This is a genomic window from Corynebacterium sp. NML98-0116, assembly GCF_001767255.1.
Taxonomy (GTDB): domain Bacteria; phylum Actinomycetota; class Actinomycetes; order Mycobacteriales; family Mycobacteriaceae; genus Corynebacterium; species Corynebacterium pseudogenitalium.
Genome location: NZ_CP017639.1, coordinates 1,406,330 through 1,424,325, shown reverse-complemented (window position 1 = coordinate 1,424,325; position 17,996 = coordinate 1,406,330). Strand labels below are relative to the sequence as shown.

General features: G+C 59.2%; 18 protein-coding genes. 12 read left to right on the top strand and 6 right to left on the bottom strand.

The window, feature by feature from the left end; genetic code table 11:
• Nucleotides 1-62: 62 nt before the first annotated feature.
• A complete protein-coding gene (locus tag BJP05_RS06395; protein ID WP_070362686.1) occupies nt 63-1,001 on the bottom strand; it encodes a succinyltransferase in 939 nt (312 codons plus the stop codon).
• 115 nt (nt 1,002-1,116) lie between these two features.
• Here BJP05_RS06395 and BJP05_RS06390 point away from each other — a divergent pair, with 115 nt between their 5' ends.
• Genes BJP05_RS06390 through BJP05_RS06365 form a run of 6 tightly spaced genes read left to right on the top strand, consistent with a single transcriptional unit; the run spans nt 1,117 to nt 4,934 of the window.
• Nucleotides 1,117-1,920: a TIGR00730 family Rossman fold protein gene (locus BJP05_RS06390; protein ID WP_070362685.1), complete on the top strand. Its 804-nt coding sequence runs from the start codon at nt 1,117-1,119 to the stop codon at nt 1,918-1,920.
• Nucleotides 1,921-1,923: 3 nt separating this feature from the next.
• Nucleotides 1,924-2,760 carry a dihydropteroate synthase gene (gene folP / locus BJP05_RS06385; protein ID WP_070362684.1) on the top strand — a complete coding sequence of 279 codons (837 nt, stop codon included), beginning with the start codon at nt 1,924-1,926 and terminating at the stop codon, nt 2,758-2,760.
• Nucleotides 2,760-3,533, top strand: coding sequence for a glucosyl-3-phosphoglycerate synthase (locus BJP05_RS06380; RefSeq protein WP_070362683.1), 774 nt, complete (start codon nt 2,760-2,762; stop codon nt 3,531-3,533). Before folP ends, BJP05_RS06380 begins: the two co-directional genes overlap by 1 nt.
• Nucleotides 3,534-3,542: 9 nt before the next feature.
• On the top strand, nt 3,543-3,899 hold the full coding sequence (locus BJP05_RS06375) for a hypothetical protein (protein ID WP_070362682.1): 357 nt from the start codon (nt 3,543-3,545) through the stop codon (nt 3,897-3,899).
• Nucleotides 3,871-4,038 (top strand): DUF3117 domain-containing protein, encoded by a 168-nt coding sequence (locus tag BJP05_RS06370; RefSeq protein WP_070362681.1) that lies wholly within the window; start codon nt 3,871-3,873, stop codon nt 4,036-4,038. The genes BJP05_RS06375 and BJP05_RS06370 overlap by 29 nt, the downstream gene beginning before the upstream one ends.
• 32 nt (nt 4,039-4,070) lie before the next feature.
• Nucleotides 4,071-4,934, top strand: coding sequence for a methyltransferase domain-containing protein (locus BJP05_RS06365; protein WP_070362680.1), 864 nt, complete (start codon nt 4,071-4,073; stop codon nt 4,932-4,934).
• Nucleotides 4,935-4,955: 21 nt separating this feature from the next.
• Here BJP05_RS06365 and BJP05_RS06360 read toward each other — a convergent pair whose 3' ends face one another.
• The gene (locus BJP05_RS06360; protein ID WP_070362679.1) at nt 4,956-6,344 is read right to left on the bottom strand and encodes a GH32 C-terminal domain-containing protein; all 1,389 of its coding nucleotides are present in this window, start codon (nt 6,342-6,344) and stop codon (nt 4,956-4,958) included.
• 24 nt (nt 6,345-6,368) lie between these two features.
• Nucleotides 6,369-7,526, bottom strand: a complete 1,158-nt coding sequence (gene glgA, locus BJP05_RS06355) for a glycogen synthase (RefSeq protein WP_070362678.1) — start codon at nt 7,524-7,526, stop codon at nt 6,369-6,371.
• Nucleotides 7,527-7,647: 121 nt separating this feature from the next.
• On the opposite strand from glgA, the gene glgC reads away from it, so the two are divergent.
• Nucleotides 7,648-8,871, top strand: coding sequence for a glucose-1-phosphate adenylyltransferase (gene glgC / locus BJP05_RS06350; RefSeq protein WP_070362677.1), 1,224 nt, complete (start codon nt 7,648-7,650; stop codon nt 8,869-8,871).
• A gap of 72 nt (nt 8,872-8,943) precedes the next feature.
• Here glgC and BJP05_RS06345 read toward each other — a convergent pair whose 3' ends face one another.
• Nucleotides 8,944-9,636, bottom strand: a complete 693-nt coding sequence (locus tag BJP05_RS06345) for an O-methyltransferase (RefSeq protein ID WP_070363543.1) — start codon at nt 9,634-9,636, stop codon at nt 8,944-8,946.
• 102 nt (nt 9,637-9,738) lie between these two features.
• Here BJP05_RS06345 and sigE point away from each other — a divergent pair, with 102 nt between their 5' ends.
• Genes sigE through tatB form a run of 3 tightly spaced genes read left to right on the top strand, consistent with a single transcriptional unit; the run spans nt 9,739 to nt 11,179 of the window.
• Complete coding sequence (gene sigE / locus BJP05_RS06340) at nt 9,739-10,362, top strand: RNA polymerase sigma factor SigE (protein WP_070362676.1); 624 nt, start codon at nt 9,739-9,741, stop codon at nt 10,360-10,362.
• A 45-nt stretch (nt 10,363-10,407) separates the two neighbouring features.
• Nucleotides 10,408-10,749 carry a zf-HC2 domain-containing protein gene (locus tag BJP05_RS11540; protein WP_070362675.1) on the top strand — a complete coding sequence of 114 codons (342 nt, stop codon included), beginning with the start codon at nt 10,408-10,410 and terminating at the stop codon, nt 10,747-10,749.
• Between the two features lie 10 nt (nt 10,750-10,759).
• Nucleotides 10,760-11,179, top strand: a complete 420-nt coding sequence (tatB, locus tag BJP05_RS06330; protein ID WP_070362674.1) for a Sec-independent protein translocase protein TatB — start codon at nt 10,760-10,762, stop codon at nt 11,177-11,179.
• Nucleotides 11,180-11,190: 11 nt separating this feature from the next.
• On the opposite strand, the gene BJP05_RS06325 is transcribed toward tatB, so the two are convergent.
• The gene (locus BJP05_RS06325) at nt 11,191-12,339 is read right to left on the bottom strand and encodes an Mrp/NBP35 family ATP-binding protein (protein WP_070362673.1); all 1,149 of its coding nucleotides are present in this window, start codon (nt 12,337-12,339) and stop codon (nt 11,191-11,193) included.
• Nucleotides 12,340-12,399: 60 nt separating this feature from the next.
• Between BJP05_RS06325 and BJP05_RS06320 the strand changes: the two genes are divergently transcribed.
• Entirely contained in the window at nt 12,400-12,951 is a 552-nt protein-coding gene (locus BJP05_RS06320; RefSeq protein WP_070362672.1) for a general stress protein, read from the top strand.
• A 53-nt stretch (nt 12,952-13,004) separates the two neighbouring features.
• Complete coding sequence (locus BJP05_RS06315) at nt 13,005-13,745, top strand: hypothetical protein (RefSeq protein WP_145945252.1); 741 nt, start codon at nt 13,005-13,007, stop codon at nt 13,743-13,745.
• Between the two features lie 84 nt (nt 13,746-13,829).
• Here BJP05_RS06315 and BJP05_RS06310 read toward each other — a convergent pair whose 3' ends face one another.
• Complete coding sequence (locus tag BJP05_RS06310) at nt 13,830-17,543, bottom strand: multifunctional oxoglutarate decarboxylase/oxoglutarate dehydrogenase thiamine pyrophosphate-binding subunit/dihydrolipoyllysine-residue succinyltransferase subunit (protein WP_070362670.1); 3,714 nt, start codon at nt 17,541-17,543, stop codon at nt 13,830-13,832.
• Between the last annotated feature and the right edge of the window lie 453 nt (nt 17,544-17,996).

Sequence of the window (17,996 nt, the reverse complement as noted above, 5' to 3'; positions counted from 1 at the left end):
TGCCTATCATTCGCAGTTGTGTCGCCCCGTGCACTGCGAATTCGGCCCGTAAAAGTAGAGCGTTAGCTGCTTCGCGCGCGCAGTACGGGCGTGGTGCTTGCCGGCTCTTGGTGGATGCTGATATCACTCTGACCAGCAATCTCACTTGCTGGAATATGTGTCTCATTTCTTGTGTCGTAGATAATTGTCGACGGCTCCAGCATCACATTGACACCGATCTCACAGTTGTCCCCGAGATCCACCCCGATTACACCCGATGCGGGGTGAAGCGTGCAATTGCGTCCGACTCGTAGCGGGATTCGGTTATGTCCGCTGCCGCGCGCAGCCATCAGCACCGCCGACAACGCCACCTCGGTACCTTCACCAACCGTGACAGCGGAGGAGAGTCGCCCCTCAATCTTTGCCGGTCCAAGAGCGCCGGAGTTGTGCGAGACGTAGCCCTCACGGATCACGGACGTTCCCGGAGCCAAGTAGGCCCCGAGGCGGACGCGCTCCGCCTCAGAAATTGAGACCCCAGTCGGCACCACGTAGTCGACCATGCGGGGAAGCCGCTCGATGCCGTAGACGTGGATGTTGCCCCTGCTACGCAGGCGAGTTCGCACGAATTCGAAGTTATCCGCCAAGCATGGACCCTTATTCGTCCATACCACCGGCTCGAGGTGTTCGAGGCAGTCTTCCATGTTGACTTCGAAGGGGCGCACCAGGCGGTGGGAGAGCAGGTGGAGCCGAAGATATACGTCGTGGGCATCCACAGGGGGTTGGGACAGGTCCGCGATTGTGGTGCGCACCGGCACGTGCTCGACGAGCCGGTCCGAGTCCATGCCCACCAGGCTGAGGAATGCGTCCCCAAGTTCGTGCGCGCTGACTCTGCGGGATCCGGAAGTGAGGCCGGAGGGGTCGTCGATAAGTGAAGGGGAAGGGTACCAGGTGTCGAGTACCGTACCGTCCAGCGAAATATTGGCAATACCTGTGGCCTGCGCTCCTTGTAACATGCTTGTCATCTTAAACGCACAGTCACAAAGGGCCGGACTCGGACGACAAGCGGGGGAGGGGTTGGCCTAGCATATAAGTTTTTGGCAGAGTCGAACTCAACGTGTTTTGAGGAAGGAAGGACCCATGGCACCTCACAAGTCACCGCGACCGGACAAGGAGCGAAAACTGCGCGGCCCAATCATGCTGCGAAGCGAAGACACCGAACAGCCGACGACGCACGACCGTCGCCTCCTGGAGTCCTTGGGCTACAGCGACCACGACTGGAAACACGCGGACCCGTGGCGTGTGATGCGAATCCAGTCTGAGTTTGTCGCAGGCTTCGACGCACTGAGCGACTTGCCGAAGGCGGTCACTGTGTTTGGCTCCGCGCGCCTCAACGAAGGCACGGAAGAGTATGCGCTGTCATGCGAGGTAGGCAAGGCGCTCGTCGAGGCGGGATACGCGGTCATCACTGGTGGCGGTCCAGGCTTGATGGAGGGGCCGAACCGCGGTGCCCACGATGCCGACGGCATCTCGGTGGGGCTCGGCATTGAGTTGCCGTTCGAACAAACGCTTAACGATTGGGTCGACCTCGGCCTGAACTTCCGCTACTTCTTCGCGCGCAAGACAATGTTCTTGAAGTACTCGCAGGCGTTCATCGCGCTGCCGGGCGGGTACGGGACCATGGACGAGCTGTTCGAAACGCTCGTGATGGTGCAAACCCAAAAGGTTACGAACTTCCCGATAGTGCTCATGGGCACCGAGTTCTGGTCCGGCCTGGTTGCGTGGATTGAGGAGCAGCTGCTCGGCCGCGGCCTCATCTCGCCGGGCGATGAATCCCTGTTCTACGTCACCGATTCCGTCGACGACGCGATCGCGCACATCGTGCACGCACATAAGGTGATGACAGACGCGCGCCTGCGAGATGCTCACAACGAGGACGTCTAACAGATGCCTGGCCGCATCGCAGAGGTAATGGCGATCATCAACCGGACGCCAGATTCGTTTTACGACAAAGGAGCAACGTTCGCGATAGAGCAAGCGCTGGATCGAGCCGATACGGTGATCGCGCAGGGAGCGTCGATTGTCGACGTGGGCGGGGTAAAAGCAGGTCCCGGCGACGAAGTCGACCCCGCAGAGGAGATCGAACGCGTCGTCCCTGTCATCCGGGGCATCCGCCTCCGGCACCCGTCAATACGCATCAGCGTGGACACCTGGCGCGCCGACGTCGCACAGACCGCAATCGAGGCGGGTGCCGACCTAATCAACGACACCTGGGCTGGCTACGATCCCGAGCTCGTCGAGGTCGCCGGAGCGCATCGCGTTGGGTACGTCTGCTCCCACACCGGCGGTGCGGTACCTCGCACACGCCCACACCGCGTCCACTACGACGATGTCGTCGCCGACGTCATCCGGGAAACCACAGCGCTCGCCGAGCGCGCCGTTGCTTGCGGCGTGCCCGAAGATCTCGTGATGATCGACCCAACGCACGACTTCGGCAAGAACACCTTCCACGGACTGGAGTTGCTGCGCCGAGTCGACGAGCTCGTCGCAACAGGGTGGCCAGTGCTCATGGCGCTGAGCAACAAAGACTTCGTCGGCGAGACGCTCGACCGTGCAGTTGGCGAGCGAGTCGCAGGGACGCTCGCAGCGACAGCGTGGTCCGCCGCACGCGGTGTCGCAGCCTTTCGCGTCCACGAAGTCGCCGAAACCCTCGACGTGATCCGAATGACCGCCGCCATCCAGGGACATATGCCACCGATCAATACCGTGCGGGGGCTTGCGTAGTGCGCGTCAGTGTGGTCATCCCGGCGCTGAACGAGGCCGCAACCGTCGGACACGTTGTGCGACGCTGCTGCGTTGCAGATGCAGTTCGGCGCGATGGGGAAGTACTGGTCATCGACTCGGATTCACACGACGACACCGCGACGCTTGCCGCCAGGGCGGGGGCTCGTGTGGTGAACTGGCGCGAGGTCAGCGCGATTGAACCGCAGGAAGGCAAGGGTGAAGCACTGTGGCGCGGTGTGAAGGCCGCGCGCGGAGAGTTCGTCGTGTTTATCGACGCCGACGTCACCTCCCTCGAGCCGTGGTGGATTGATGTACTCATCGAGCCCTTCAAGACCCCGGAGATCCACCTTGTGAAAGCTCGTTACAAAAGATCCCTGGACGGGCGGCCTTCTGGCGGCGGGCGTGTCACGGAACTGACTGCAAAGCCTTTGCTACGACGGTTTTTCCCAGCATTGAGTGATATTGGTCAGCCACTGGCCGGCGAATATGCAATACGGCGAGATACAGCGCTGCGCCTGCCGTTCGTGGCGGGATACGGCGTTGAGTCGGGGCTGCTCATCGACACCTTCGCCAGGTATGGACGCAATGCTATTGCGGAAGCGGATCTTGGAACTCGCGTACACCGCAACCGCCCGCTTGAGGAGCTGGGGCCGATGGCGGACGTGGTGGCGTCGACAATTCTCGACAGGGCGTTGGTATCCGGACAGCTAGGTTCCGAACAGAAGACGAGGCAACGGCCGCCCTGGTGCGAAATTCTGAGCGCTGAACGCTAGTATGATGACATGCTTTCTTGGATCATCCTGATTATCGCCATTGCCGTTTTTTGCGTGCTTGGTTTCTTGCTCTTTAGCCAGCTGTTTGGGCGCGGCGAACAGCTGCCACCCATGATGGAGACCGAGGACGTCAAGTCCGCGAACCGGCTCGCAGTTGAGGAGGGCAACATTGGAGACGTGCACCTTGAAGTGGTGCACCGTGGCTACCGGATGGACCAGGTCGATGACCTGCTTACCGCACTCGGTGAAAAGTACGGCTTTGCTCCGACTATCAGTCAGCTAACCGAAAACAGCGTAGTATTGGATACAAACGTTTTGACTGAAGGAGAAGCGACAGATGGCAGCAATGAAGCCGCGCACCGGTAATGGACCAATGGAAGCCGCAGAAGAAAGCCGGAAGATTGTCATGAGAATTCCGTCCGACGGGGGCGGCCGCCTGGTCATCGAGATGAGCAAGGAAGAGGCAACTGAGCTCGGAAATCTGCTGATTGAAGCCGTAGGATAAGAATTCTCTAAACTTAAGGTAATATATCCAGCATGCTCAAAGACATAATTGATGTGCTGGCAGATCCTATAGACCTTACCCCTCTTTGTGGTGAAGAGGAGTTTTCACGCCTCGTTTCCGAAAGTGGCCACTCGTACGATGTGGCGAAGCAGGGCTACGTTACGCTGGCGAGCGGAAAAGGTCTGCAACATGTCGGTGACTCGTTGGAGATGGTCCTCTCCCGCGAGTCATTTTTGTCGCAGGGGCACTTCGCCCCGTTCGTTGAAGCGATGACGGAGCACGTAGAACACGTGCTTGACCTCAGCGCGCCTGAGGAAGACCACCCGGCGATCCTCGAGGTTGGCGCGGGGACCGGCTACTACCTGTCGCACACCCTGGACTCCGTGGTTGGCGCGCGCGGCGTCGGACTTGATATCTCGGTTCCAGCTGCGAAGTATCTTGCAAAGGCACATCCGCGAATCGGCTCGATTGTGGCCGATGTGTGGCAACAGCTTCCAATTGCGACCGGGAGCATCCACGCGATTACCGTGGTGTTTGCCCCGCGTAACCCAGCAGAATTCGCTCGCGTGCTTGCGGATGACGGCCAGGTTGTAGCGCTCATTGCGGATCAAGGCCACCTCGATGAGCTGCGTGAACCCCTCGGTATCTTAGGCGTCGAGCCCGGCAAGCTGGACCGCCTCGTCGAGCAGTCAGAGGGCCACCTGGAGCTGGCCGAAGACCCAAAGGAACTTGTCTTCCCGATGCGTTTGGACCGCGAATCTATCGCGGCCCAGGTCGGAATGAGCCCATCCGCCCGCCACATTGAGCGGGGCGAGTTGGCGCGTCGTCTTGACGCCCTGCCGGATCACATGACCGTAACCGCGCATGCACAGCTCGTGCGCCTGCGCAAGGCGTAAGCCGTTCCGCTCAGGAAGCACCTAGCGACTACGACGCCACTCGTTCAAGATGCTGGCGTCGCCCTTTGCGCGGGAGCGGATGCCGATGCATCCGTTCTCCGGCCAGATGCGCGAGGACATCACTACTGCACCGCCGTCGGCATAGACCTCGAGCGTCGAACCGTCCACGATAACCGTGATGGTATCTTCCTCGTCCTCGCCGATTTCGGCTTCCGCAACTTGGCCATCGAATCGATCGACGGTGAGCTTGTCGCCAGCATGGGTGACCCGAGCTGCGACCTCACCATTACCGTCGACAATCTCAGCGACGACACTGCCACCTGCGGAGATCTCGCATAGCGCAGTCCACAAATGGGCGCCGCGCGTCGTGCTCACCGCCTCGGGGAGCCCTGGCGCAGGTACCTGGTACAGGTGACCATCCTGGAGCGTGACATAGCGTGGCAGTGTGAGCGTATTTGCCCAGCCTTCGGTTTCCCAGTTCGGCTCTTTCGTCGGGGACCCTTGGCGGCCAGAGGGCGTCATAAAGCCAAAGAGATAGGTGCCTTGGTAGCGCTGCGCCGGGTCCATCGCAACCGGGAGGTAGTTGGTGTTGCGGGGGCGAGTGAAATCGTGCCCGAAATCGAGCGCCTGTGCAGGTGTGGTTACCCGGAACGTGTTGTTCTCCAGCTTGCCGATGATGTAGGCCGAACGGTCTTTGCCACCGCGCTCAAGCGTGAAGAAGAAGACGTCGTAGATCTTGGAATCAACTTCATCGCGGAGCCTGCAAATACGTGGCGCTACCAGCGTCTCATCGAGGTCGATTCCGGGGTCGCCATCAAAAGTGAGAGGTCCTTCGAAGCGCCACTCAACGCCATCGATAGAGCGAAGCACGACTGGCTTCGGCGTATCGACGCTGCCCGTGATCGCCAGCATGAGCCAGCCATCGTGCTCCTCGCGCTCGTCATCTTTCCAGTCAGGAACGACGCAGGGCGAGCGGAAGTTGTTGTACTCAGGCGTGTCCTCGACGATATCGCCAAGTCGCTGCACGCCAGGTGTGGCGTTTGTATCTTCGAGGAGTTCATCGCACAGCCCTTCCAGCTCAGGCGCGTGGGCGAGCTGGATGGTGTTGCCAGCAGCAGTTGCTGAAGTGAAGTACAGGTAGATGCCTTCCGGCGCACCAATTACGGCACCTGCTCGAACCGCGGATTCGCCACCGGCGGGGACGATGGCATCGTTGCATTCGACCCAGCTAAACGGGTCGCCGTCGCTGACGTTGTGGCCCCAGCGGCTCGGGGCTTCGGGTGTGGGGCGGTATTGGTAGAAAATATGCCAATTGTTTTCTCCTTCGCGCCCGTCGAAAATGGCACCAGCTGGCCCCTCGAGGATGCCACTGTCTGCGGTGACGTGAAGTTCTGGTCGGAAAGTACTCATCGTTAAGTGGTGTTCACCCCTGCGTTATTTCGTGAGTTGTTCGTAGATCTTGACGGTGTCTTGCGCAATTGTCTTCCACGAGAAGTCATTGCGGGCGCGCGTCAGGCCAGCTTGGCCCAGCCTTCGGGAGAGATCCTTGTCACCAGCCACCCGGTTGACTGCCTCGGCGAGATTCCGCTCGAAGGCTTCCGGCTGCGTTTTGTCGTAGTCAACGAGCACACCCGTCTCACCATCCACGACGACCTCCGGGATGCCACCCACGCGAGATGCCACAACAGCGGTTTCGCATGCCATGGCCTCCAAGTTCACGATGCCAAGCGGCTCGTAGATTGACGGGCACACAAAGACGTCGGCTGCGGAGTAGACTTCGCGGATCTTTTCTGCCGGCAACATGTCCTGTACCCAGAACACACCATCGCGCTCAGATTGTAGCTTTTCGACGAGCCCCTTCGTCTCTGCGGCGATCTCCGGTGTATCAGGCGCACCTGCGCACAGCACGAGCTGGACGTCTTCCTCAAAGTGCGACGCCGCCTTGAGGAGGTGCGCGACGCCCTTTTGGCGCGTGATTCGACCGACGAACGCGACGATCGGCTTCGCCGGGTCTACACCGAGGTCTGTCAGGACGGTTCCCTCGGTGGGGTACCACTTTGCCGGATCGATGCCGTTGAGTACGACGTGAATCTTGTCCGCCGGGATGCTCGGGTAGGCACGAAGGATGGCTTCTTTCATACCCGCGGAAACGGCAATGACTGCGTCCGCATTCTCGAAAGCGTTCTTCTCGCTCCACGAGGAAACGTTGTAGCCACCGCCGAGCTGCTCGCGCTTCCAAGGGCGGTCAGGCTCGAGAGAGTGCGCAGTGACAACGTGCGGAATGTCGTAGAGGAGGCCTGTGAGGTGGCCACCGAGCCCGGCGTACCACGTATGGGAGTGAGCCACGTCAACATTGTTGGCGGCGTGGGCGATCCGAAGGCCCGTCGATAAGGTCTTGATGGCACCGTTCGCGTTTTCAAGGGCAGGGTCAACCCCGTGGACGTAAACGTCCTTCATGTCGCGGGGAGTGCCCATGCAGTGAACATCGACGTCAACGATCTCCCGCATAAAGCGAGTGAGCTCTGTGACGTGGACTCCGGCTCCCCCGTAAATCTCGGGAGGATACTCTTTGGTCATCATTCCGACTCTCATACCGCCCGAGCATAGTGACGAATTCACGTCGGTGCAGGAAAGCAAAAACTGAAATGTAGCGCTGCCCACTTTAGGAGGCAAAAGGCTGCAAGGTCACGAAGTTTTCAATAGGCTCGGAAGCGTGAGAAGTCAGCCTAGAGTACTTGCAATTGTCCTTGCCGGTGGCGAAGGGAAGCGCCTGTTTCCGTTGACCGCGGACCGAGCTAAACCGGCCGTTCCTTTTGGAGGCAACTATCGATTAATTGATTTTGTTCTGTCGAACTTGGTCAACGCTGGGTACATGCGAATCGCAGTGTTGACACAGTACAAGTCGCACTCGCTGGACCGGCACGTGGCGACGGCTTGGAACGTATCTGGCCCGACTCCGCAGTACATCGCATCGGTGCCGGCGCAGCAACGTCGTGGCAAGCGCTGGTACAACGGCTCTGCAGACGCGATTGTGCAGTCGCTCAACCTCATTTACGACGATAAGCCGGATTACGTGCTGGTCTTTGGTGCAGACCACGTCTACCGGATGGATCCTTCGCAGATGGTGGAGAACCACATCAAGTCAGGCAAGGCTGCAACGGTGGCCGGTATCCGCGTGCCTCGATCAGAAGCTACGGCGTTCGGCTGCATCCAGTCCGAAGAGGACGGCACCATCACCGAGTTTTTGGAGAAGCCCGCGGATCCACCAGGAACCCCGGACGATCCGGATATGACGTTCGCTTCGATGGGTAACTACGTATTCTCTACGGAACCACTGATTCAAGCGCTGCTCGAGGACGAGCAGAACGAGGACTCTGATCACGATATGGGTGGCGACATCATCCCGTACTTCGTGCGCAAGGGCGAAGCAAACGTGTACGACTTCTCGCAGAACGAAGTACCCGGCGCGACAAAGCGCGACAAGGGATACTGGCGAGATGTCGGTACGATTGATTCTTTCTACGAGGCGCACATGGACCTCATCTCTTCGTACCCAGTGTTCAACTTGTACAACTCGGCGTGGCCGATTCACTCCACAGAGGACGGCAACCTTCCACCAGCGAAGTTCGTCGTGGGCGGTATCGCACAGGAGTCGATGGTGGCGTCGGGATCAATCATCTCGGGCGCTACCGTACGCAATTCAGTGCTTTCCACGGATGTGCGTGTTGAGGAAGGCGCGACCGTTGAAGGTTCTGTGCTGATGCCAGGTGTGCGCATCGGTAAAGGGGCGGTGGTCCGCCACTGCATCCTCGATAAGAACGTCTACGTAGCTGACGGTGAAATTATTGGCGTCGACCTTGAAAAGGACCGCAAACGCTACACTGTTTCGGACAACGGCGTAGTGGTCGTCGGCAAAAATCAGGTGGTGCAGGAATAACTGACACTCATAGGCAAGGCCCGCTCGAAGCTCAGCGAAGTTCGAGCGGGCCTTGTTCGTGCGTACGTAGAGCTAGCGCTTCGTAATGATGGTCAGGCCACCGTCGAGAGGCAGGCGAGCTACGAGCGCTCCGTGGTCGGCGGCGAGGCTGCTCACATACCTATCTGCCTCTCGTGCTGCCTCGGTTTCGCGGTCCCTGCGTGTCGAATCGCTGACAGTACCGTCCAGCAGAGAGTCGGCGAGAATCAGCGTGCCGCCCTCGCTGAGGAGCGGCCACGCGGCATCAATAACCGCGGTGAACTCGATCGGCGAGACATCCGCGTAAACGAGGTGGTAGGCGTCGTTCGCAAGCCTGCCCATAACCTCAAGCGGGCGCGCGGTGAGGAAACGTGTGCGGGAAGTTGGGTACTCGGCGGCACGGAATGCCTCCTTTGCGCCGGTTTGTAGCGTGACCTCGGGTTCGATGCAGGTAAGCGATGCGCGCTCTGGAAGACCACGCAGCAGGTGGAGCCCGACGACGCCCGCAGCCGGAGTGATGGCGACTGCGCCTTGCGACTGACCACTTGGGCAGGCTGCAGCGAGCGTCGAAAGTAACGTGCCGACGATGACCGACGGCGCACGGACTCCGTTCTCCTGCGCTTCTACGCTGGCGTACTTCAACGCTTCGCGGAAAGCAGCAGGGAACGGCTGTTGCTCGGCATCAGTGAAAGACTGATGGATGTAATTCGTCAACTGATCAAAAGCGGTCGCACTCACAGCCAACATCATAACCAGAACTGTCTTCACAGCGTGTGCGCTACGCGCATGCAGTAACCTTTACGGATTTTCCTTTGGTGAATGCGATTTCAATCTGCCACAATATGAAGCATGCAACCTGATGATGCTGCCGCCCAACATGATTCCGTCGCGCCCGAAGATTTGCGCGGTACGGCTGCATTTGATGCCGGGGTGGGGGCGATGCCTTCGTGGGCTGAGCTCGTCGCAGAGCACGCCGACAGTGTGTATCGCCTTGCGTACCGTCTTTCAGGTAACCAGCACGACGCGGAAGATCTTACGCAAGAAACCTTCATCCGCGTGTTCCGTAACTTAAAGAGTTACCAACCGGGTGCGTTCGGTGGCTGGCTTCATCGGATTACAACGAATCTGTTCCTTGATATGGTGCGCCACCGGGCGAAGATCCGGATGGAAGCACTCCCGGAAGACTATGAGCGCGTTCCCGGCACTGATATGACTCCGGAGCAGGCGTATAACGTCGCGCACCTCGATCCTGCCCTGCAGCACGCACTCGATGAATTGAGTCCGGACTTCCGCGTTGCCGTGGTGCTTTGCGATGTCGTCGGTATGACGTACGAAGAAATCGCTGAGACGCTTGGAGTCAAGATGGGTACCGTCCGTTCACGCATCCATCGCGGTAGAACTCAGCTGCGTGAATCGCTCGAGGAGCAGGCGCGGCATGACGTCGCCACCGAAGAGTTAATTCGACTACGCTAGGGCGCGAGATAGTGGTTGACTACGGATGCGAAAGGAGCGTTACCGATGCGAGCGTTTTGTTCCACTGAGCATTTGAACCCTGAAGCAATTGCAGCTTTCGCAGACGGTGAACTTTCGCGCTCTGCAAGCCGTCGCGCTATGAAACATATGTTGGAGTGCCCAGAGTGCTTCCAAGATGTTCTTGTGCAGCGGCGAGCGTCCGCACGTGTAAAGGCCTGCAAGGATGACGACCTGCGAGCCCCAGATTCGCTGGTGGCGAAGCTCAGCGGCCTGTGCCACGAGATGCAACCTGCCGAGCCTTGCGGTGAAGATGCTCATCACAAGGAACGATCACCGATTGTGGCCGCCGTTGACGCCACGCTTCGGGCGCTGCGGCACCGAGAGTAGGATGTGATCCGTGTTTTCCAGTATTGGCTGGGGTGAAGTCTTTTTCATCCTGATCATCGGCCTCATTGTGATTGGTCCGGAGCGGCTCCCAAGCGTTATCGAGGATGTCCGCGCAGCCATTTACGCTGCGCGCAAGGCGATCAACAACGCGAAGCGGGAGCTCAACGGTGAGCTCGAGGAGTTTGAGGAGCTACGCAAGCCACTGGATACGGTGTCGCAGTACGCGTCTATGGGGCCAAAGCGCGCGATGGCGAAGTTTTTCTTCGAAGATGACGAGGAATTTCTCGAAAGTTTTGATCCGCGCAAAATGATGGAAGACGATGCGCCTCCGGCTCGCCAACCATCAAAGCCACAGTCCAGAGCAAAGAAAGGGCCGGAGGACGGGGGGCAGCCCAGTGGAGGGGGATTCTCCTGGGCTGACGTTACCTAGTTTCCACCGATCTATTCGTCAGTGTGCTTCACACCAAGGTTGAGGGACTTGCCAGCAAGTGAGTTACGGCGAATCTTCAGCTTGGTGACGATCTCCTGGATCGCCGCAGCGGCAGGGGAGTCTGGTTCTGCTGTGACGACAGGGGTTCCGGTGTCACCGTTTTCTCGTAGCTTCGGATCCAACGGGATGGAACCTAGCAGCGGCACGTCACTATCTGTGAGCGCGGTCAGGCGCTCCGCAACCTGCTGGCCACCACCTTCACCAAAGATATTCATGACGGAGCCGTCAGGCATGACCATCCCGGCCATGTTCTCGATGACGCCAGCAATTCGCTGCTCAGTCTGCTGAGAAATTGTGCCGGCACGCTCAGCGACCTCAGCTGCGGCTGCTTGCGGAGTGGTAACAATGAGCAGTTCGGCATTTGGAATCAGTTGCGCCACTGTGATCGCCACATCGCCGGTCCCCGGTGGAAGGTCAAGGAAGAGTACGTCAAGATCGCCCCAGTACACATCAGACAGGAACTGTTGGATTGCGCGGGTGAGCATCGGTCCACGCCACACCACAGGGGCATTGCCCTCCACAAATTGCCCCACAGAGATGTGGCGGACGTCGTGTGCGATCGGCGGCATGATCATGTCTTCGACCACAGTCGGCCCCATGTCGGAAGAGCCGAGGAGACCAGGGACGGAGTGCCCGTAAATGTCGGCGTCGACAATTCCGACGCTGAGGCCCTGTGCTGCCATTGCAGTGGCCAAGTTCACTGTCATCGAGGACTTGCCGACGCCACCTTTGCCTGAAGCTACCGCGAACACCCGGGTGCGTGACGACGGGGCAGCGAAAGGGATGTCGGGCCCGGGCTGCTGTGCACGCAGCTTCGAAGCCATTTCGCGACGCTGCTCCGCGCTCATAGTGTGAAGCGTGACTGTCACGTTCTCCACGCCGTCGATTTCCTCTACGACTGCGCGGACGTTGCTCTCGATGGTGTCACGCATCGGGCAGCCCGTGATGGTGAGGTAAATGCCGACGGTGACGTTGGGGCCGTCGATACGTACGGACTCCACCATCCCGAGTTCGGTAATGGGTTTTCCAATTTCGGGATCGTCAACGCGAGCAAGCGCTTCGCGGACCTGGGATTCTGAAATGAGTTCTGCGTTTGCCATAACGGGCTTCAGTATAGTCAGAGAAGCTGGATGTTCATACGAGCAGAGGAGTGACAACGAATGGCCCAACTCAATAACAACCGCCTGGTAGCGCGCGAAGTGCCAACAGGGTGGCCGGTAGGCAGTTTTAATACCTACCAGGAGGCGCAAGAAGCTGTTGACACGCTGTCGGACAAGGAATTTCCGGTAGAGAAGCTCACAATTGTCGGTGTGGACTTGATGCAGGTTGAGAGTATTACGGGCCGCCTCACGTGGGGCAAGGTACTTGGTGGCGGCGCACTATCGGGCCTGTGGATGGGCATGTTCATCGGCATCATTTTCTCGCTGTTCGCGGAAGAAGGTGGGTGGGGCATCTTCGCCTCGTGCGTCGCGATGGGTGGCGTGTTCGGAGCAATTTTCGCAGCTATCGCTTACGCGTTTACAGGTGGCAAGCGTGACTTCGCCTCAGCGACAAGCATCGTCGCGCGTCGATACGATGTGCTGTGTGCACCTGACGCTGCGCGTCGAGCCCGCGACATGATCGCCGCAATGCGCCCACAGCGCGACACTGGACGGCCAACTGAGCCGTCGTCCACCGATAGCGACGCCTCCGAAGACAACGCAGCGCGCTAGACTAGCTCTGTTTTCCAGGCTCGTCTGAGCACACTACGAAGAAGGTATTTATGGTGTCCCTGCGTCCTCTCCGTACACTGATTGCTGCGGCACTGGCAACGAGCCTTGTTGGCGGGTTGACTGGCTGCACAGATGACTCGCTTTCACCGGTGAAGTTTGTCAACGGCGAATCCCGCGGCAACATCGTCAAAATCGGGATTGATACCTCAGAACCTGAACAGGTAGTGCTGGGGGAGATCTACTACGAGATCATTACAGCGATGGGGCACCCTGCCGGAGTAGTCCCGTTCAATGACGTGTACTCCCGAAATGCAGCCGAACTGCTGCAAGAAGAAGACGTCGATATGGTCGTTGCGTGCTCTGGTGTTCTGTTGCAAGCACTAGACGCACACGGAGCGAAAGAGCTCGACAACGATATAGCGCACGATCGTCTCGACGGTGCGGATCCGTCAGAAGCGACGTTCGCTCTCCTCGCGGGTGCGCTGCCCGGCAACATCCAATCGGTTGACCCTTCCCCTGCGCAGGGCTGTGCATCGCACGTGGAGCTCGAGCACCTTCCTAACAGCGTCATCCCGCTGTTCTACAAATCAAAGTTTGCTCGCAAGGAAGTCAGGCGCATCAACGCGATGACGCGCGTGCTCAGCACAGCGCAATTGGAAGAGATGAGCGAGGAAGTCGCGCAGGGCAAAGAACCGCGCGTTGTTACTGCGGATTGGCTCCGTGAATACGCCAGCATCAACGTTGAAAACCCAGATGCCAACGGCGGGGAAGCCGAAGCGACTACTACTCCCTAGGCGCAAGCCAAATGAGTGAATCCGCAAAAGGGAAGCGCCCCAACCGCAGTAAGCGGTTGGGGCGCCATTGCGTGTAAGCGCTACTTACTTCGCAAACGCCTCATCCAGCAGAGTCTTCTCCTCTTCCTGGTGGACCTTCGCCACGCCGGTTGCAGTGGTCGACTGCGCACGGCGAGAGACGCGGACCATTTCAGGCATATCCGGAATCAGTGTGCGCAGGTGCTCGTTGTAGAACGGCCATGCGCCTTGGTTAGCGGGCTCATCCTGAACCCAGCGAATTTCCTTCGCGTTCGGGTAGTTCTCGAACGCATCCCGGATGCGGTTGAATGGAATCGGGTGCAGCATCTCGATACGGATGATGGCGACATCGTCGCGCTTATCCTTCTTACGACGCTTCTCCAGTTCGTAGTAGATCTTGCCGGAACACAGCAAGATCGTGGTGACCTTGTCGTGATCTGCGCCGTCAACCTTGACGTTGCCACGCTGTACGAACTCGGGGTCGTCGATAACTGACTGGAACTTGTCCACCTCGATGAAGTCTGCAGGCTGCGAGACCGCCGCCTTGTTACGCAGCATCGACTTCGGGGTGAAGACGACGAGCGGGCGCTTCATCTCACCGAGCGCCTGACGACGCAGCAGGTGGAAATGGTTTGCCGGGGTAGACGGCTGGGCAATCGTCATCGAGCCCTCGGCGACCAGCTGGAGGAAGCGCTCGATACGGGCGGAGGAGTGGTCCGGGCCCTGGCCTTCGTAGCCGTGCGGCAGGAGGGCAATCATGCTGGAAAGCTCGCCCCACTTGGTCTCGCTGGAGGACAAGTACTCGTCGATGATGGTCTGTGCGCCATTGGCGAAGTCGCCGAACTGTGCCTCCCATGCGACGACAGCGTCCTTGTTGCCAAGGGTGTAGCCGTACTCGAAGCCCATACCTGCATATTCGGTCAGTGCAGAGTTGAACACCTCGAAGCGTCCGCCGTTGTCTTGTTCTTCCGCGTTTGCGTCGAGTGGGTTGTACGGAGTGCCGTTATTCGGGTCGTAGAGCACCGCGTGGCGCTGCGTGAACGTACCGCGCTGTGAGTCCTCACCTGCAAGGCGGACAAACTTGCCCTGCTCTGCAAGGGAACCGAAAGCGAGCAGCTCGCCCCAGCCCCAGTCGATGTCGCCGTTTTCGAAGGAACCACCGCGCTTCTTGAGCACGTTGTTCAGGCGCTTGTTCGGCTCGAATTCCTCAGGCAGCTTGCCGTACGAATCCGTAAGGCGCTTGAACGTATCCTCGCTGATCGAGGTGTCCAGGCCACGAGTGAGCTTCTGCGAGTCCGTGATGCCGGTCTGCTCGCTTGGCTTGCCCTCAGCGGACTTGACGTCAGAGAAGACTGCGTCAAGCTGATCGTGGAAGTCCTGTGCCGCGATCTTGGCTTCTTCCTGCGTGAGGTCGCCACGGCCGATGAGGTCCTTGGTGTAGCGGGTACGCACCGAGTCGTGGGAGTGGATGCGGTCGTACATCACTGGCTGCGTCACGGTCGGGTCGTCTGCCTCGTTGTGGCCGCGCAGACGGTAGCAGATGAGGTCGATGAAGACGTCCTTGCCGAAGGCGCGGCGGTATTCGGTTGCCAGGTGAGCAACCCAGGCGGCTGCCTCCGGGTCGTCGCCGTTGACGTGGAACACTGGGCAGTTGAAGCCCTTGGCCAGGTCGGTGGCGTAGTAGGAGGAGCGGCCAGAGTCAGGGGTAGTGGTGAAACCAATCTGGTTGTTCACAACGATGTGGACGGTGCCACCAACGGAGTAGCCAGGGAGGCGAGACAGGTTCAGCGTCTCCTGTACGATGCCGAGGCCAGCGAATGCGGCGTCGCCGTGCAGCATAATCGGAACCACTGGATTGTCGTCGCGAACACCGTTTTCACGCAGCGTGTCCGCCTTTGCGCGGGCAATACCGACGAGCACTGGGTCAACAGCCTCGAGGTGTGACGGGTTCGCGGCCAGCGAGACCTTGATCTCGCCGTCGCCGAACATCTGGATGTGCTTGCCCTCGAAGCCGAGGTGGTACTTCACGTCGCCAGAGCCACCCTGCTGTGCGGACTGCATGTTGCCCTCGAACTCGTTGAAGATCGTAGCGACAGGCTTGCCCACGATGTTAAACAGCACGTTCAGGCGACCACGGTGTGGCATGCCGATGACAGCTTCGTCGAGGCCTTGGCCAGCGGCGGTATCAATCACCGCGTCCATCAATGGGATGAGTGTTTCCGCACCCTCGAGGGAGAAGCGCTTCTGGCCGAGGTACTTCGTCTGGAGGAAGTTCTCAAATGCTTCAGCAGCATTGAGCTTCTGCAGGATGTACTTTTGCTCAGCATTCGTCGGCTTCGGCATGCCAGCCTCGATGCGCTCGAGCAGCCACTCACGCTCATCGCGGTCGAGAATATGGGTGTATTCAGCACCGACGTGCAGGGTGTAGGCAGCACGTAGGCGACTAAGCACCTCGCGCAACGTCATTGTTTCCTTGCCCCCGAAACCACCTACGTGGAACGTGCGGTCGAGGTCCCACAGCGTCAGGCCGTGGGTTTCCATCAGCAGGTCACGGGAGTCCGGTTGCTGCAGGCCCGGCTGGCGCCAACGAAGCGGGTTCGTGTCAGCAATGAGGTGGCCGCGGGAGCGGTACGCCTCGATGAGCTGCATGACACGGGTGTCCTTGTTCACGCCGGAATTCGGCAGGTCCTTCGCCCAGCGCATCGGGAGGAACGGGATCTCGAGGGACTCGAAGATGGAATCCCAGAACTTATCGTCGACGAGGAGCTGCGAAATATCGCGCAGGAACTCGCCAGACTCTGCACCCTGGATGACGCGGTGGTCATAGGTGGAGGTCAGTGTCACAAGCTTGCCGACGCCCAGCTCCGCCAAACGGTCCTCGCTGGCACCTGCAAACTCTGCAGGGTAGTCCATTGCGCCGACACCAACGATGGTGCCCTGGCCCTTTGTCAGACGCGGAATCGAGTGGCGGGTACCGATGCCACCCGGGTTGGTCAGCTGAATGGTTACGCCAGAGAAGTCGTCCATCGTGAGCTTGCCGTCGCGCGCGCGACGCACAATGTCTTCGTAGCTTTCGACGAACTCCGCAAACGACTTGTTCTCGCACTCCTTAATCGCAGCGACGACCAGGGAGCGGGACCCGTCCTTCTGCGGCAGGTCGATTGCTAGACCCAGGTTGATGTGCTCAGGCTGAACTGCGAAGGACTTCTTGCCGTCCTCCTTGTAGTTCTTATTCATGTCCGGGTGGAGCTTGGTGGACTGAATGATTGCGTAGCCAAGGATATGCGTGAACGAAACCTTGCCGCCGCGAGTGCGCTTGAGGTGCTCATTGATCAACGTGCGGTTTTCAAACATGAGCTTGACCGGCATATCGCGCACGGTGGTGGCGGTTGGCACCTCGAGCGATTCGTTCATGTTCTTCGCGATAGCGCGGAACGCACCCTTGAGCTGTTCCTCGCCTGGAGTGACCTTGACACTATCGAGCTTGTCCAACGGGGAAGCGGTCGGCTTCTTGGTGCGCTTTGGAGCTGCTTCGGCGGCTGCGCGGTCTACCTGGGTTTGACGGCCGTCCTGGGTAGGAGCGCTCGTGGAGCTGGTGACGCTCGTCGCAGTCTTCGAGGAACCTTTTGGCGCCGGGGTGTTTGTCACCGTCGGCGGGGTGCCCTTCTTCTCGAAAAGATCGCGCCACTCCGCGTCAACGGAGTTGGGATCCTGTTTGTACTGCTGGAACATCTCCTCAACCAGCCAGTCGTTCTGGCCGAACGTATCTTCGCTGCTCACGGCAGGTGCTCGCCTCTCTTCTTGGGTTGTATGTAACTTTTCAACGACTTTAATTGTCTGGGATTAGGTAGTGCTACCTTACATTCCCGAAAAGCCCTCGTACTTGTGAGATCTACCCCCTTTAGCGGTTGATAGACCACAAATGGGCATATCTTCCGTTTTGAGTGAGAAGGGTCTCATGAGAACCGTTATCAATGATACGTCCTCATTCGACAACAAGTATTTGAACGGTTGCTTGCTCGTGATTGATTGATTTCGAACTCTTGAAGAGGTGGGGCGGGCACGTCGACTTTGGCCTGGTGCGTGGGGAAGTGCAGAGTGGGCGTCGAGCAGTATTCACGGTGGCAGCTGTCGAGAAGCGCTCGTGTGCAGTCTCGGGGGGACCAAGAAGGTGGGGCCAAAGCAGGCTCGCGTATTTGAGGGGGCGCTGTGTTTCGGCGGCGGTGCAGGGTG

Coding starts and splice junctions, on each gene's coding strand:
- BJP05_RS06370 (WP_070362681.1), top strand. CDS start 3,871: ATGGCAGCAATGAAGCCGCGCACCGGTAATGGACCAATGGAAGCCGCA.
- BJP05_RS06390 (WP_070362685.1), top strand. CDS start 1,117: ATGGCACCTCACAAGTCACCGCGACCGGACAAGGAGCGAAAACTGCGC.
- folP (WP_070362684.1), top strand. CDS start 1,924: ATGCCTGGCCGCATCGCAGAGGTAATGGCGATCATCAACCGGACGCCA.
- BJP05_RS06320 (WP_070362672.1), top strand. CDS start 12,400: ATGGCCCAACTCAATAACAACCGCCTGGTAGCGCGCGAAGTGCCAACA.
- sigE (WP_070362676.1), top strand. CDS start 9,739: ATGCAACCTGATGATGCTGCCGCCCAACATGATTCCGTCGCGCCCGAA.
- BJP05_RS06360 (WP_070362679.1), bottom strand. CDS start 6,344: ATGAGTACTTTCCGACCAGAACTTCACGTCACCGCAGACAGTGGCATC.
- glgA (WP_070362678.1), bottom strand. CDS start 7,526: ATGAGAGTCGGAATGATGACCAAAGAGTATCCTCCCGAGATTTACGGG.
- BJP05_RS06365 (WP_070362680.1), top strand. CDS start 4,071: ATGCTCAAAGACATAATTGATGTGCTGGCAGATCCTATAGACCTTACC.
- BJP05_RS06395 (WP_070362686.1), bottom strand. CDS start 1,001: ATGACAAGCATGTTACAAGGAGCGCAGGCCACAGGTATTGCCAATATT.
- BJP05_RS06375 (WP_070362682.1), top strand. CDS start 3,543: ATGCTTTCTTGGATCATCCTGATTATCGCCATTGCCGTTTTTTGCGTG.
- BJP05_RS06325 (WP_070362673.1), bottom strand. CDS start 12,339: ATGGCAAACGCAGAACTCATTTCAGAATCCCAGGTCCGCGAAGCGCTT.
- BJP05_RS11540 (WP_070362675.1), top strand. CDS start 10,408: ATGCGAGCGTTTTGTTCCACTGAGCATTTGAACCCTGAAGCAATTGCA.
- BJP05_RS06345 (WP_070363543.1), bottom strand. CDS start 9,636: ATGTTGGCTGTGAGTGCGACCGCTTTTGATCAGTTGACGAATTACATC.